Annotated in this window: 12 protein-coding genes; 6 read left to right on the top strand and 6 right to left on the bottom strand. The window is 68.7% G+C overall.

What is annotated here, in order from left to right; genetic code table 11:
- Positions 1-117: 117 nt before the first annotated feature.
- The 3 genes from DFI_RS08100 to DFI_RS08090 all read right to left on the bottom strand — a co-directional run bounded on the left by DFI_RS08100 (position 118) and on the right by DFI_RS08090 (position 4368).
- Entirely contained in the window at positions 118-1488 is a 1371-nt protein-coding gene (locus tag DFI_RS08100; protein WP_027461721.1) for a sugar ABC transporter permease, read from the bottom strand.
- Positions 1485-2900 carry an ABC transporter permease subunit gene (locus tag DFI_RS08095; protein ID WP_420810878.1) on the bottom strand — a complete coding sequence of 472 codons (1416 nt, stop codon included), beginning with the start codon at positions 2898-2900 and terminating at the stop codon, positions 1485-1487. The genes DFI_RS08100 and DFI_RS08095 overlap by 4 nt, the downstream gene beginning before the upstream one ends.
- A 286-nt stretch (positions 2901-3186) precedes the next feature.
- Positions 3187-4368: a sugar ABC transporter substrate-binding protein gene (locus tag DFI_RS08090; RefSeq protein WP_027461719.1), complete on the bottom strand. Its 1182-nt coding sequence runs from the start codon at positions 4366-4368 to the stop codon at positions 3187-3189.
- Between the two features lie 338 nt (positions 4369-4706).
- Here DFI_RS08090 and DFI_RS08085 point away from each other — a divergent pair, with 338 nt between their 5' ends.
- On the top strand, positions 4707-5975 hold the full coding sequence (locus DFI_RS08085) for an MFS transporter (protein ID WP_051307396.1): 1269 nt from the start codon (positions 4707-4709) through the stop codon (positions 5973-5975).
- A gap of 102 nt (positions 5976-6077) precedes the next feature.
- Here the strand turns inward: DFI_RS08085 and DFI_RS08080 are convergent, their stop codons facing one another.
- The 3 genes from DFI_RS08080 to DFI_RS08070 form a co-directional block, all read right to left on the bottom strand.
- A complete protein-coding gene (locus DFI_RS08080; protein WP_027461718.1) occupies positions 6078-6539 on the bottom strand; it encodes a hypothetical protein in 462 nt (153 codons plus the stop codon).
- A gap of 265 nt (positions 6540-6804) precedes the next feature.
- The gene (locus DFI_RS08075; RefSeq protein WP_043776690.1) at positions 6805-7239 is read right to left on the bottom strand and encodes a hypothetical protein; all 435 of its coding nucleotides are present in this window, start codon (positions 7237-7239) and stop codon (positions 6805-6807) included.
- A gap of 43 nt (positions 7240-7282) precedes the next feature.
- Entirely contained in the window at positions 7283-8134 is an 852-nt protein-coding gene (locus DFI_RS08070; protein ID WP_027461716.1) for a M55 family metallopeptidase, read from the bottom strand.
- 80 nt (positions 8135-8214) lie between these two features.
- Here DFI_RS08070 and map point away from each other — a divergent pair, with 80 nt between their 5' ends.
- From map to DFI_RS08045, 5 genes are all read left to right on the top strand, one after another.
- A complete protein-coding gene (gene map, locus DFI_RS08065) occupies positions 8215-8976 on the top strand; it encodes a type I methionyl aminopeptidase (RefSeq protein WP_022801819.1) in 762 nt (253 codons plus the stop codon).
- Between the two features lie 126 nt (positions 8977-9102).
- Entirely contained in the window at positions 9103-10233 is a 1131-nt protein-coding gene (locus tag DFI_RS08060; RefSeq protein WP_027461715.1) for an ABC transporter ATP-binding protein, read from the top strand.
- Between the two features lie 10 nt (positions 10234-10243).
- Positions 10244-11071 carry an ABC transporter permease gene (locus tag DFI_RS08055; RefSeq protein WP_022801820.1) on the top strand — a complete coding sequence of 276 codons (828 nt, stop codon included), beginning with the start codon at positions 10244-10246 and terminating at the stop codon, positions 11069-11071.
- On the top strand, positions 11068-11895 hold the full coding sequence (locus DFI_RS08050) for an ABC transporter permease (protein ID WP_027461713.1): 828 nt from the start codon (positions 11068-11070) through the stop codon (positions 11893-11895). Before DFI_RS08055 ends, DFI_RS08050 begins: the two co-directional genes overlap by 4 nt.
- Positions 11892-12998 carry a polyamine ABC transporter substrate-binding protein gene (locus DFI_RS08045; protein ID WP_027461712.1) on the top strand — a complete coding sequence of 369 codons (1107 nt, stop codon included), beginning with the start codon at positions 11892-11894 and terminating at the stop codon, positions 12996-12998. Before DFI_RS08050 ends, DFI_RS08045 begins: the two co-directional genes overlap by 4 nt.
- Positions 12999-13034: the final 36 nt, after the last annotated feature.

The following is a 13034-nucleotide window of genomic DNA, read 5'->3' as shown; positions in this document are numbered from 1 at the left end:
GCTGACGTACGGCGTCAGCTCGGGGTGCGCAGTTCAGACTGGGCCTGAGCTGTTCCTCCTGACTAAGGAAGCCGGGCCCCCTGTGCAGGAGGCCCGGGCCGGGAGAAGCGGGGGAGGTTATTCCTTCACGCCGCCGGCGGTCGCGCCGCCCACGAAGTACTGCTGGAAGCCGTAGAACATCGCGATGATCGGCAGGGCGCCCAGGGTGGCGGCGGCCGCGAACACGCCCCATTTGGTGCTGAACTGCCCCTGCGTGAAGGACAGCAGCATCACGCCGACCGTCCACTTGTCCACGCCGGTCAGAAGGACGTTCGCCAGGATGAATTCGGCGTACGTGCCGATGAACTGGTTCAGGAAGATGAACACCAGCATGCTGCCCGACAGCGGCATGATGACCCGCCAGAAGGTCTGCCAGCGGTTGGCGCCGTCCACCAGCGCGGCTTCCTCCAGGGATTCCGGGAGGGACTCCACGTACCCCTTGAAGATCCAGGTGTTGAAGGCGATCGCGCCGCCGGAGTAGGCGAGGATCAGGCCGGTGAAGGTGTTGTTCAGGCCGAGCAGGTACATCAGGGCGTAGATGGCGACCAGGGCCAGGAACACCGGGAACATCTGCACGAAGATGAAGAACAGCAGCGTCTGGAAGCGGCCCGGGAAGCGCAGGCGGGCCATGGCGTACCCGGCGGTGGTGGACAGCAGGATCGCCATCAGGCCAGTGAGGCCCGACACCAGCAGGGTGTTGCGCACGGACAGCATGAACTTGCTCTCGTTGGTGTTGCCCTGGAACTGCGCCGGGGTCATGAACACGATCAGGAGGACCAGGGCGGCCAGCATGGCGCGCATCACCCAGGTGCGGGTGCGGTCCAGGCGCTCGCCCGGCTGGTTCAGGCGGCTCAGGAGGGCCAGGACCAGCAGGGCCGCCAGGGCCGCGCCGACGACCACGGCCAGTGCGATCTGCCAGCCGGGAATGGTGACGCCCTCGAACAGCTTGGCGAAGTTCTCGGTGCTGAGGCTGTCCAGGCGCGGCAGCAGGCCGGTCTTGTAGAAGATGTTGGTCTGCTGGAAGTCCGGGAAGGCGAACAGGCTGTTCTTGGGATCGAACGCGGCCAGCAGCACGTAGAACAGCGGGTACACGGCGATCAGCACGACCAGCATCAGGAACAGATGCGTGAGCTGGTCGCCCAGCACCGCGAGGTAACTGATCTTCCGGCCGGTGCGCGCCTGCCCGAGGCGCTGCCCGATCAGGCTCAGCAGGGCCAGGACGCCGCTGGCGCCCAGCAGGAACAGCAGGAACCTCTTCCAGCCGCCCTCCACGAAGAAGATCGTGAAGCTGCGCTGCCGCTCGGCGACGCTGCGGCCCAGGTTCACGCCCAGCACGATCAGGCCGATCAGGACCGCCAGGGCGATCACCCAGGGCAGGGCGCGGCGCAGCAGGCTGGGCTCGTGGTGCACGTAAGCGCCTGGGTCGTTGGGCAGGGGGGTGTGCGTCATCGGCGGGCCTCCTCGAACACGCCGGCGGCCTTGAAGTTCACCAGGCTGATCAGCAGGGTCAGGAAGAAGATGATCAGCGCGATGGCGCTGGCCAGCGCGAAGTTCTGCCCGCCGTTCGCGGCGAAGGCGGTGTTGTAGCCCCAGGTGAGCAGGATGTCGGTGGCGCCCGCGGTGCTCAGCTGGCCTTCCACGGGCGGCCCGCCCGACCCGCTGGGGGACGTGCGGGTGAGCAGGTAGATGATGCCGAAGTTGTTGAAGTTGAACGCGAAGCCCGACAGCAGGATGGGGGTGAAGCTGGTGCGCAGCAGCGGCAGGGTGATGTTGGTGATCTGCTGCCAGCGGCTGGCGCCGTCGATGCTGGCGGCCTCGTAGAGGTCCTCGTTGATGGTGGACAGCGCGCTGATGGTGGCGGTCATCATGTACGGGAAGCCCAGCCACAGGTTCACCAGGATCACCGCGACCTTCGCCCACAGCGGGTCCTGCAGCCAAGGAATCGCGCCGATGCCCAGCAGGCCCAGGCTCTTGTTCACGATCCCGAACTGCTGGTTCATCAGCGCGCCCCACATCTGGGCGCTGATCACGGCCGGCACCGCCCACGGCAGGAACAGCAGCGTGCGGTACACGTTGCGGCCCTTGAGGCGCTTGTTGAACAGCAGCACGCCCAGGATCAATCCGGCGAGGGCGTTGAGGATCACGGTCAGGAACGCGAAGGTGATCGTCCACAGGAACACCGGCCACAGCGCGGAGCTGGCCTTGCTGAAGATCTCGCGGAAGTTCGCCAGGCCCACGCCCTCGTAGCGGTTCAGGCGGGTGATCTGCGCGACTTCCAGCGTGTCCGGCGCGGCCGTCCGGAGCGTGATGGCGTTCCCCTGAATGCTGGCGACCTTCGCGCGCACGGGCGTGCTGGCTTCCTCGTCGAACAGTACCACCGTGTCGCCCGCGCAGGAGTCGGTGCGGCACTTCAGGTACGTGGCGAGCGGCTGCCCCTCGGGAATCTCGGGGACCGTCACGATCCGCCGGTCCGCGGAGAGCGTGGCGGGCGTGCGCAGCGCCGAGTCCGGGTCGCCGCTGTTCTGGCCGCTGTAGTTCGTGAAGGCGTAGAACACGGTCATGGCGATGGGCAGCACTGTGAAGGCCATCAGGAACACCAGGGCCGGGAACAGGTAGTACCAGTTCTGAATCCACGGGAACAGCCGCGCCACGACCGGCATGGCCAGCAGCAGCGCCCCCACCATGTACACCAGGATCAGGTACGGTGGGGCGCCGGGCGCGAGCCGCGCGGTCAGGCCGCTGAGTAGCCAGCCGATCAGCGCGGCCCCGGCGAACATCACCAGAAGGATCAGGATGGCGTACAGAACCCCGCTGGCCCCGCCCGGCGGGGTGAGGCGTCTGGTTGGTGGTGGGGGAAGCATCGGCTGGGTCATGTAGGCGGGGGTCTCCTTGTGAACGGGAATGTGGGGGCGCTTCCGGCGGACCCGGGGGGCAGGGGGCGGCGGGACGGGGGCACTCCGGGCCGGCAGGGAAAAAGCGGGAACTGTGCTTATTTAACGCTTCCTGGCGCGGCCGTGTGGCGGGGCGCCTTTACGCGTCGTTACGCGTCCTGCTCAGTCCGCTCGCCGGGCGGCAAGGCAGGGGGGTGGGCGGAACGCCTCATGCTTTCCGCCCACCCCCTTTCGCCCGCCGTGCGGGCCTGAATGCTTACTTGATGTTGCTGTTGATTTCCTGAACGGCCTTGTCCAGGATCTGGCTGTAGTTCTGGTTGGGCTTCGCGACGCTCTGGGCGATGGCGTTGCTCCAGGGGCCCCACACGGCGCCCATCTGGGGCACGTTGGGCATGGGGGTGCCCATGCTGATGGTCTTGCCGAAGCCGGCGACGATCGGGTCGGACTTCAGCTTGGTGCGGGCAGCGAGGCTCACGGGGATGCGGCCACCGGCCTTGTTGAAGGCGACCTGCGCGTCGGCGCTGCTGATGCGCTTGGCGAACGCGGCCGCGGCGGCCTTGTTCTTGCTGTAGGCGCTCATCATGGTGCCCTGCACGCCCACGAAGGGGCTCCACTTGCCGGTCGCGCCGGGAGGGGTGGGGAAGGGGATGATGCCGTAGTTGATGCCGGCCTTCTTGATGTCGCCCATGCTCCAGGGCCCGGTGAGGAACATGCCCAGGCGGCCCTGCGTGAAGGCGCTGGAGGCGGCGTCGCCGCTGACGCCTTCGGGGACGAGGTTGTACTTGTAGCGCAGGTCGTTCAGGAACGCGCTGGCCTTGTCGGCGCCGGCGTTGGACAGGCCCACGTCCTTGACGTTCAGGGTGCCGTTGTTGTTCTTGAACACGTACCCGCCGTAGGCGCTGACGATGCCGTAGTTCATGTAGGCGTTGCCCAGGTCGGCCAGGAAGCCGTAGTTCCCGCCGGTCTGGAGGGCCTGGGCGGTCTTCAGGAATTCAGCCCAGGTGGTGGGCGCCTTGGGGACCAGTTTCTTGTTGTACACGACGGCCACGGCCTCGGCGAACATGGGGATCGCGAAGAGCTTGCCCTGGTAGGTCATGGCGCTCAGGGCGGTCTTGTCGTAGTCGCTGCGGCTGGTGACGTACTTGTCCATCGGCTCGATCACGCCGGCGGCGGCCAGCTGGCCGAGGCGGTCCTGGGGCAGGGTGACGATGATGTCGGGGCCCTGGCCCTTGGGGGCGCTCTGGATGAGCTTGTCGGGGATGTTGTCGAAGGGGACGGACACGATGTCCACCTTGTTGCCACTGGCCTTGGCGTAGGCGGCGGCCTGGTCCTTGAGCCACTGCAGTTCGCTGGTGCCGAAGTGGGTCCAGACGGTGAGGGTGGCGGCGCTGGCGTTGCCCAGCAGGGCCAGGGAGAGGATCGTCAGAGCTTTTTTCATTGACTTGCTCCTTTGCGCGTTCACGTTCAATCCTGAAATCGGAAGCGCTTCCGTGAAGGGGACAATGGGGAAAGAGTGCCTGTAAGGGCCGTTTTGACTAGACCAATTGTGCAGCCGCAGTATAGAAGTGAACCCGGTTCATGACAATGCCCTGGACTTCATTCCGCAGACGCGGGAGCGTGGCCCCCACGCAGGGAAAGTACGGCCTTTCAGCGGCCGCTTTGTCCCGTTCCCGCCGGGATTCCCATTCCAGGCCCCGCAAGGCCGCGTCGGCCCGCATAGAACGCACCCCACCTAGGCTCTGACCGGTCGGTCAGGCATCTGGTACAGTTCGGGCTGTGAGCCGCCCCACCCCCACCGAAGCCCCCCAGGGCCCGCAGGCCGGGTCCCTCAAACGCACCAAGCTGCTGCTCTTCCTGACCATCTTCATCGCCATGCTGGGCCTCAGCGTGCTGTTCCCCGTCATCGGCCCCCTCGGCCGGGAACTGAAGCTCACGCCCGCCCAGATCGGCTGGTTCTCCACGGCCTACAGCCTCATGCAGTTCCTGTTCAGCCCCATCTGGGGCAGCCGCAGCGAACGCCTCGGCCGCCGCCCCATCCTCGTCATGGGCCTCATCGGCTTCGCCGTGTCCTTCGGGCTGTTCGGCCTGTTCGCCAGCCTGGGCCTCGGCGGCCAGCTCGGCGGGCCCGCGCTGTTCGCCCTGCTGGTCGGCGCGCGCGTCGTGGGCGGCATCTTCAGCAGCGCCACCCTGCCCACCGCCCAGGCCATGATGGCCGATCTCAGCACCGAAAAAGACCGCGCCGCCAGCATGGGCCTGATCGGCGCCGCCTTCGGCTTGGGCGTGGTGTTCGGCCCGGCCATCGGCGGGCTGCTCTCCGGCATCAGCCTCGTCGCGCCCGTGTACTTCAGCGCCGGCCTGGCCGTCCTGACCGCCGTGGCCGCCCTGCTCACCCTGCCGGAAACGCGGCGCGCCACCGAACCGCACGAGAACGCCGTGAACCGCCGCACCCTGCTCACCCGCGGCGCCATCCCGCTGCTGCTGGTCGTCAGTGCGCTCTCCACCCTCGCCAGCGTGGGCATGGAGCAGACCATCGCCTTCTACGTGCAGGACACCCTGCGCCTCACCCCGGAAGGCACCGCGCGTACCGTGGGCGGCATGCTCGTCGTCTTCGGCCTGCTGGCCGCCGCCGTGCAGGGCGGCGCCATCCGCCCCCTGAGCCGCCGCGTGGCGCCCACCCCCCTGATCCTGCTGGGCCTGGCTGTGATGGGCACCGGCATGCTGCTCATCCAGTCCGCGCACGCCTACTGGCCCATCACGGCCGCGCTGGCCCTCGTCGGCGTGGGCAGCGCGATCCTGAGTCCCACCCTGAGCGCCGCCCTGAGCCTCAGCGCCGGGGACGGCAACCAGGGGGCCGTTGCCGGCCTGAACAGCAGCGCCCTGGCGCTGGGCCGCATGACCGGCCCACTGCTCGCCACCGGCCTGTACCAGCACGTCAGCATCGGCGCGCCATACGTGGTCAGCGGCGCCGTGCTGCTGGCCCTGCTGGGTCTGATGCTGCTCACCCGCCCGCCCATCCCGCAGGCCACCCCGGCAGCTGGGCACTGAAAGCGGGCACTGAAAGGCGGAGGGGAGAGCGGGCTTCGCGTACCCCAAAACGCAGGGCGGGCAGGTGGGGAGTGATCTCCCACCTGCCCGCCTTTTCTGCTCTTAGTTCACGCGGCGGACGGGCGCGTCCACCCACGCACCGTCAACCTTGCAGGCCGCATGCACGGCCAGCGACAGCGCCCAGCTGTACCCGCGGTAGATCGAGCCGGTGCTGTCGTTGTAATCCCAGGTCGCCGTCTGGTACGGCGTCCACATCTTCACGTCCAGGCGAACGCGGTTGCCGTTGCGGTGTATCACCTCGAAGTAGTTGCTGTTCGTCCCGATCTCCCGGAAGTGCTTGAGGACGCAGCGGCCGCCGCCGAACTCGGTCTTGTAGATCAGGTCCATCGCGCCGCTGGCCATCACCAGCTTGCCGGAGGGAGCGGGCTCGGAGGCCTGCACGCCGGCGGCGGGTTCTGCGCCAGTGCCCGCGGTGGGCGGCGTGCTGTTCCCGCAGGACGTGACGAGAAGGGCGGTGAGGGCAAGCAGGGCCGCCTGGGGCAGGCGAGAGCTGAGGGTGGGCATGGACAGTCCTCCTGGAAGTGAGCGGGAAGGCGGTCGCCGGGATGCCTGGCATCTTCAGCGACGATCGGACGACGGACTTTGTGATGCCCGGAACAACTCAGGTACCGCGCCATTTATCCATTCCTTCCGGCGGGAAAAATTTGGATTGCCTCAAGAACGTGAAGTCCACCAAGCCCGGACAACCGGACGCATGCGCTACTCCGACCCTTCAAGCAACAACAAAGCCCCTCGGTGGAGGGGCTCTCAATGCCGCTGATCGCAGGCGTCAGAAGCGGAGTTCCAGACCCAGCCCGGCGCCGAACTGCCCGGACGTGGAGGCCCGCCCGAAAACCCGCCAGCCGGCCGGTCCGAACAGCGGCCCGCGCAGCCCGGCCTCGGTGTAGGCGTGCGCGCCACTGGCCGCGCCGGTCAGGACCTCGGCGCCCAGCGTGGCGAACAGGTCCACGTTCGTGAGCGGCACGTTCAGGTCCCGCAGCGTCAAGCCGGCCGCGAAGCGGTAGGTGTCGGCATTCCAGGCGCGTTCGCCGGTGCCTTCCACGCCCAGCGTCCCGATGAAGGGGATGGGCAGCAGGGCCGCGCCGGCGTGCACGCCGGCGCCGGCGGTGGTCACGTTCCCGCCCGCCCACAGCGCCGCGGCCGACGCCGGCGTGGACACGGCCGCCAGGGCCAGGAGGGACAGCATTCCGGTTCTCACGTTCATGCGCGCAGTGTACCCGGCCCGCATGAGTCGTCCAGGCGGAACCTCAGGCGTTCAGGCGCACGTCCGCGACCCGGGCCAGCATGCGGAACATGCCGAACAGTTGCAGGGCGTCGCTGCTGTCCCAGCCGACCGTGACGGCGTCCACGCGCCGCACGCCGGGCACCCGCTCGCACTGGTCCGCGCGGGCCTGATGGTCGAAGCTCAGCTCGCACGCGGCCGGCCAGGCGGCCGTGTAGGGCCGGGCGTCCCGGGCAGCCCGCACGGCCCGCTCCGCGCCCTCCCGGATCAGACGCTGCGCTTCCAGAGGGTGCAGGTGAATGGCCGAGTACGTGCTCAGGCCCTCCTTCACGGCCACAGTCACGACCTGATCCCCCAGCTCCTCGCGGATTTCACCCATGGCCACGTCGTCCCCGCAGGCGAACACCACCGGCACACCGTAATGCCCGGCGACCAGGGCGTTCAGGCCGTACTCTCCGGTGTCCACGCCGTTCACGCGCACGTTGCGGATGAACCCGTTCCAGGTGTGCGCCAGCGGGCCCCGCTGACTGCCGGCGCGGGCGTGGTACCCCACGAACAGCAGCGCGCCCACGCCGGCCTCGTCCACGCCCTGCACCATACTCAGCGGCTTGTCGTTCCCGCTGGAGAAGCGCACGCCTTCCGGCAGCAGCTCCGGCAGGAGGTTGCGCATCGTGTCGTGAGAATCATTCACGAGCACGCCCGTCGCCCCGCCGGCCAGGGCGCCCAGGGCCGCGGCGCCCGCCTCGCGGGTCATGCGTTCCCGCGCCGCCTGGTACTCGCCGGCGTTCACCAGCCCGCCGAACTCCGGGGGGCTGACCTGCACCCAGGACGCCACGCCGCACACGCCCTCCATGTCCACGCTGATCACGACCTTCATGCCCCCGAGTCTACGGGCCCGCTCACGTCACCGACCCAGCCGGGGGACAGCGGGGCAGGCGCGTGTTAGTCTCATTCGTTATGAGTCGCGTTGCCCTGAAATCTGCCCGGGAGATCGAAGCGATGCGCCGCGCGGGCGGCCTGGTCGCCGACACCTTCCGCGTGCTGGAACCCTTCGTGAAACCCGGCGCGACCCTCAAGGACCTCGACCGGATCGCCGAGGAGCACATCCGCGCTGCGGGCGCCACCCCCGCCTACCTGGGGTACGGCCCGCGCAGCAACCCCTTCCCGGCCACCATCTGCGCCAGCGTGAACGAGGTCATCTGCCACGGCATCCCCGGCCCGCGCGAACTGAAGGACGGCGACATCATCGGCGTGGACATCGGCGTGCTGATGAACGGCGTGTACGGCGACGCCTGCTACACCTACACGGTCGGGCAGGTCAGCGCCGAGGTGCAGGGCCTGGTGGACACCACCCGCGCCTGCCTGGACGCCGGGATCGCGGAGTGCCGCCCCGGCAACCGCACCGGCGACATCGGGCACGCCATCCAGACCCTCGCGGAGGGTCGCGGGTACGGCGTGGTGCGCGAATACACCGGGCACGGCATCGGCAAGCGGCTGCACGAGGAACCCACCATCTACCACTACGGCGCCAAGTACACCGGCCTGAAACTGCAGCCCGGAATGGTGTTCACCGTGGAACCCATGATCAACCTGGGGCGCGGTGAGACCCGACTGCTGGACGACGGCTGGACGGTCGAGACCGCCGACGGCACCCCCAGCGCGCAGTTCGAGCACACCCTGGTGATCACGCCCAGAGGTCACGAGATCCTGACGCTGTAAGCCGGTTCCCTGACCGGGCACGGCCGCAGGCGCGGCACGCCCCCGGGCGCGGCTGCCGTACACTCCCTTCCGTATGCCGACCAACACCCGGTTTTCCGCGCAGGGGAGGGCCCGCTCATCAGCGATGTGATCTTCAGGGGCAAGCGTCCACGCGAACTCAGCGTGGACGCCGCCGTGAGCGTGTCCGGCGTGAGCAAGAGCTTCCGCACGCCCGGCAGCGCCGCCACCCTCGTCCTGGACGACGTGCACCTCGACATCCGCCGCGGGGAGTTCTTCAGTCTGCTCGGCCCCAGCGGCTGCGGGAAGACCACCCTGCTGCGCATACTCGCCGGATTCGAGGCGGCCGACGCGGGCGCCGTGATGATCGGCGGGCAGGACATGACGGGCGTGCCCGCCCACCGGCGGCCCGTGAACACCGTGTTCCAGAACTACGCGCTGTTCCCGCACCTGACCGTGTTCGACAACGTGGCCTTTGGCCTGCGGCAAAAGCGCGTGCCGGCCACGCAGGTCCGCGAGCGCGTGCACCGCGCCCTGGACACCGTCCGCATCCAGGACCTCGGCAGCCGCCGCCCGGATCAGCTGTCCGGCGGGCAGCGGCAGCGCGCGGCGCTGGCCCGCGCCATCGTGAACGAACCCGAGGTGCTGCTGCTGGACGAACCGCTCAGCGCCCTGGACCTCAAGCTGAGAAAGGAACTGCAGGTGGAGCTCTCGCACCTGCAGGAGACGCTCGGCATGACCTTCTTGTTCGTCACGCACGACCAGGAAGAAGCGCTCGTCATGAGTGACCGGATCGCCGTGATGAACCGCGGCCGGGTCGAGCAGCTCGGCCGCGCCGAGGATCTGTACGAGCGGCCGCGCACGGCGTTCGTGGCGAACTTCCTGGGCAGCAGCAACCTGATTCCCGGCACCGTCCGCGAGGTGCTGCCGGACGGCGCGGTCGTGCAGACCGCCCTCGGCCCCCTGACCACCCTGCACGGCGCGCACCTGAGCCTGGGGCAGGCCGTGGTCCTGAGCATCCGCCCCGAGAAGGTCCGCCTGGGCCGCGAGGCGCGCGGCTGGGGCAACGACCTCGCCGCCCGCGTGGACGACATCGTGTACACCGGCGCCGAGAACCAGTACCTGCTGCACGCCGGCGACCAGCGTCTGATCGCCTTCCAGCTGAACGCCGACATCGGCGCGGACGAGGACTTCGGGTACGGCGAGCCGGTCACGCTGCACCTGCCGCCCGCCAGCCTGGTGCTGCTGGAGGACGAGTGAAGGGCGGCCCGTGCTGACCCTGCGGCGCTTCCTGGGCACCCTGGCGCCCGGCGTGCTGTGGCTCGCGGCGTTCCTGATCGTCCCGGCGGGCATCATGCTCGCGTACTCTCTGCTGACCCGCACGGACCTCGCGCAGGTCGGCGGACCCTGGACTCTGGAGAACTGGCAGCGCGTCTTCGGGTACGACGCGCTGTTCCGCGAGTGGGTGCCGGACAACCTTCGCGTGCTGTGGCGCAGCGTGTGGCTGGCGGCCCTCAGCACCCTGCTGTGCGCCGTCATGGGCTACCCGCTGGCCTTCTACATCGCCCGGCAGGACGAGCGGCGCAGGAGCCTGCTGCTGCTGCTCCTGATCATCCCGTTTTGGACGAACTTCCTGATCCGCGTATACGCCTGGATCCTGATCCTGCGGCCCTTCGACCTGGTGCCCAGCGTCACGGCCACCTTCCTGGGCATGGTGTACGCTTTCCTGCCATTCTTCGTGCTGCCCGTGTACGCCAGCGTGGAGAAGGTGGACTGGCGGCTGCTGGAAGCCGCGCAGGACCTCGGCGCGCCGCCCGCCCGGGCCTTCCTGGCGGGCGTGTTCCCCCAGACGCTGCCGGGCCTGATCGCCGGGGCACTTCTCACCTTCATTCCCGCGATGGGCATGTTCGTGGTCAGTGACCTGCTCGGCGGCGCCAGGACCGCCCTGATAGGCAACCTGATCCAGAACCAGTTCGGGCAGGCCGGCGACTGGCCGTACGGCAGCGCCCTGAGCTTCCTGCTCATGGGCCTGGTGCTGCTGGGCCTCCTCGCCTATACCCGCCTCGCCGGGCGCCGCCGCCTGGAGGACCTGCTGTGACCCGCCGCACCCACCCCCTCCTGAGCGTCTGGGCGTGGCTGACCTTCTCGTTCCTGTACCTGCCAATCCTGGTGCTGATCGCGTTCTCGTTCAACGACAGCAAGTTCGGGGCGACCTGGGCGGGCTTCACCACGAAGTGGTACGGCGTGCTGTTCGCCCGCGAAGACGTCCGCGCGGCCCTGGTGAACACCCTGACCGTCGCCGCCCTCAGCACCCTGGTCAGCACCGCCCTCGGCACCCTGGTCGGCCTGGGCCTGTGGCGCTACACCCTGAAGCACCGCACCGCCCTGACCGCGCTGCTGGTGCTGCCCATCGTGATCCCGGACGTGGTGCTGGGCGTGATGCTGCTGATGTTCTACGCCCTGCTGCGCGGCGCCCTGGAACGTTTCGGCTGGACCTACGAGAACGGCTTCTGGACCGTCACGCTCGCCCACGTCACCTTCCAGCTCAGCTACGTGGCCCTCACCGTCCGCTCCCGCCTCGCCGGGTACGGCCGCGAACTCGAGGAAGCCGCACACGACCTGGGAGCCAGCAGCACCCAGGCGTTCTGGAAGGTGACCTTCCCCCTCGCCCGGCCCGGCATCCTTGCCGGGGCGCTGCTGGCCTTCACGCTGTCCCTGGACGACTTCGTGGTCACGTACCTCACCAGCGGCTCCGGGTTCCGCACGCTGCCCGTGCTGATCTACACCGCCGTGCGCAAGGGCGTCACGCCCGACATCAACGCCCTGAGCACCCTGCTCGTGCTGTTCACGGTGGGCGCGCTGGTGGTGTCGTACCTTCTCGTGCGGCCCCGCCCGGCCCGCCCCGGTCCGGAGTCCCGGTGAGACGCCTCTCCGTGACCCTGCTGGCCGGCGCGCTGCTCCTTGGCGCCTGCCACCGCGTGGCCGACAGCGAGCCCACCCCTGAAGGCACCACCAGCCCCGTCACGACAGCTCGCAACGACGGCCGCACACTGCGGATCTTCATGTGGTCCGACTACATCGACCCGGCCGTCGTGAAGACCTTCGAGAAGAGCCACGGCGTGAAGGTCGTGATCGACACCTTCGAGAGCAACGAGAGCATGCTCGCCAAACTCCAGGGCGGCGGCGCCAGCTACGACCTCGCCAACCCCAGCAACTACGTCGTGCAGACCATGGTCCGCGCCCGGCTGCTGCAACCCGTCGGGAAGGAGGAACTGCGCAACTTCGGCAACCTCGCCGCCGGGTTCCTGAACCCCAACTTCGACCCCGGCAACGTGTACACCATCCCGTACCAGTTCGCCGCGACCGGCCTGGCGTACAACGCCGGCCGGTACACCCCGCCCGTGGACAGCTGGGCGCTGATCTTCGGCCCGGACGACCGCGTGAAGTTCGCGCTGCTGGACGACCCGCGCGAGGTGATCGGCGCGGCCCTCAAGTACCTGGGGTACAGCGTGAACACGGGCCGCGTCGAGGAACTCCGCGAGGCCCGCAACCTGCTGCGCCGAACCGTACGCAAGAAGGGGTTCGAGTCCTTCGCCGGCGGCCCCGAAATCCGCAACAAGCTTCTCGCCGCCCAGATCGACCTGGGGCAGATCTACGTCGGGGACCTGCTGCAGGGCGCCGCCGAGGACGACCGCCTGAAGGTGTTCCTCCCGCGGGAGGGCACCACCATCAGCACCGACACCCTCGTCCTCCTGCGCGGCAGCCCCAACCCCGGCCTCGCCCGGACCTTCCTGAACTACGTCCTGAACGCCGAGGTGAGCGCAGCCATCAGCAACTACACGTACTACGGCAACCCCAACCGCGCCGCCCGGCCGCTCCTCGATCCTCTGCTCCTCACCCAGCGGGGGGCCATGCCTACCGACGAGGACTTCCGCAGCGGCCGGGTGGAGTTCATCGACGAACTGCCGCCCGGCACCACGCCCCGCATCTACGACCGCATCTGGACCGACCTGAAAAGCCGCTGAGATGCTGTTCCGCCCACCTTCTGACCGGGCGGCGCG

It is taken from the genome of Deinococcus ficus, from assembly GCF_003444775.1.
Taxonomy (GTDB): Bacteria; Deinococcota; Deinococci; order Deinococcales; family Deinococcaceae; genus Deinococcus; species Deinococcus ficus.
The sequence above is the reverse complement of the archived record's forward strand: the minus strand, read 5'-3'. Positions and strand labels throughout refer to the sequence as shown.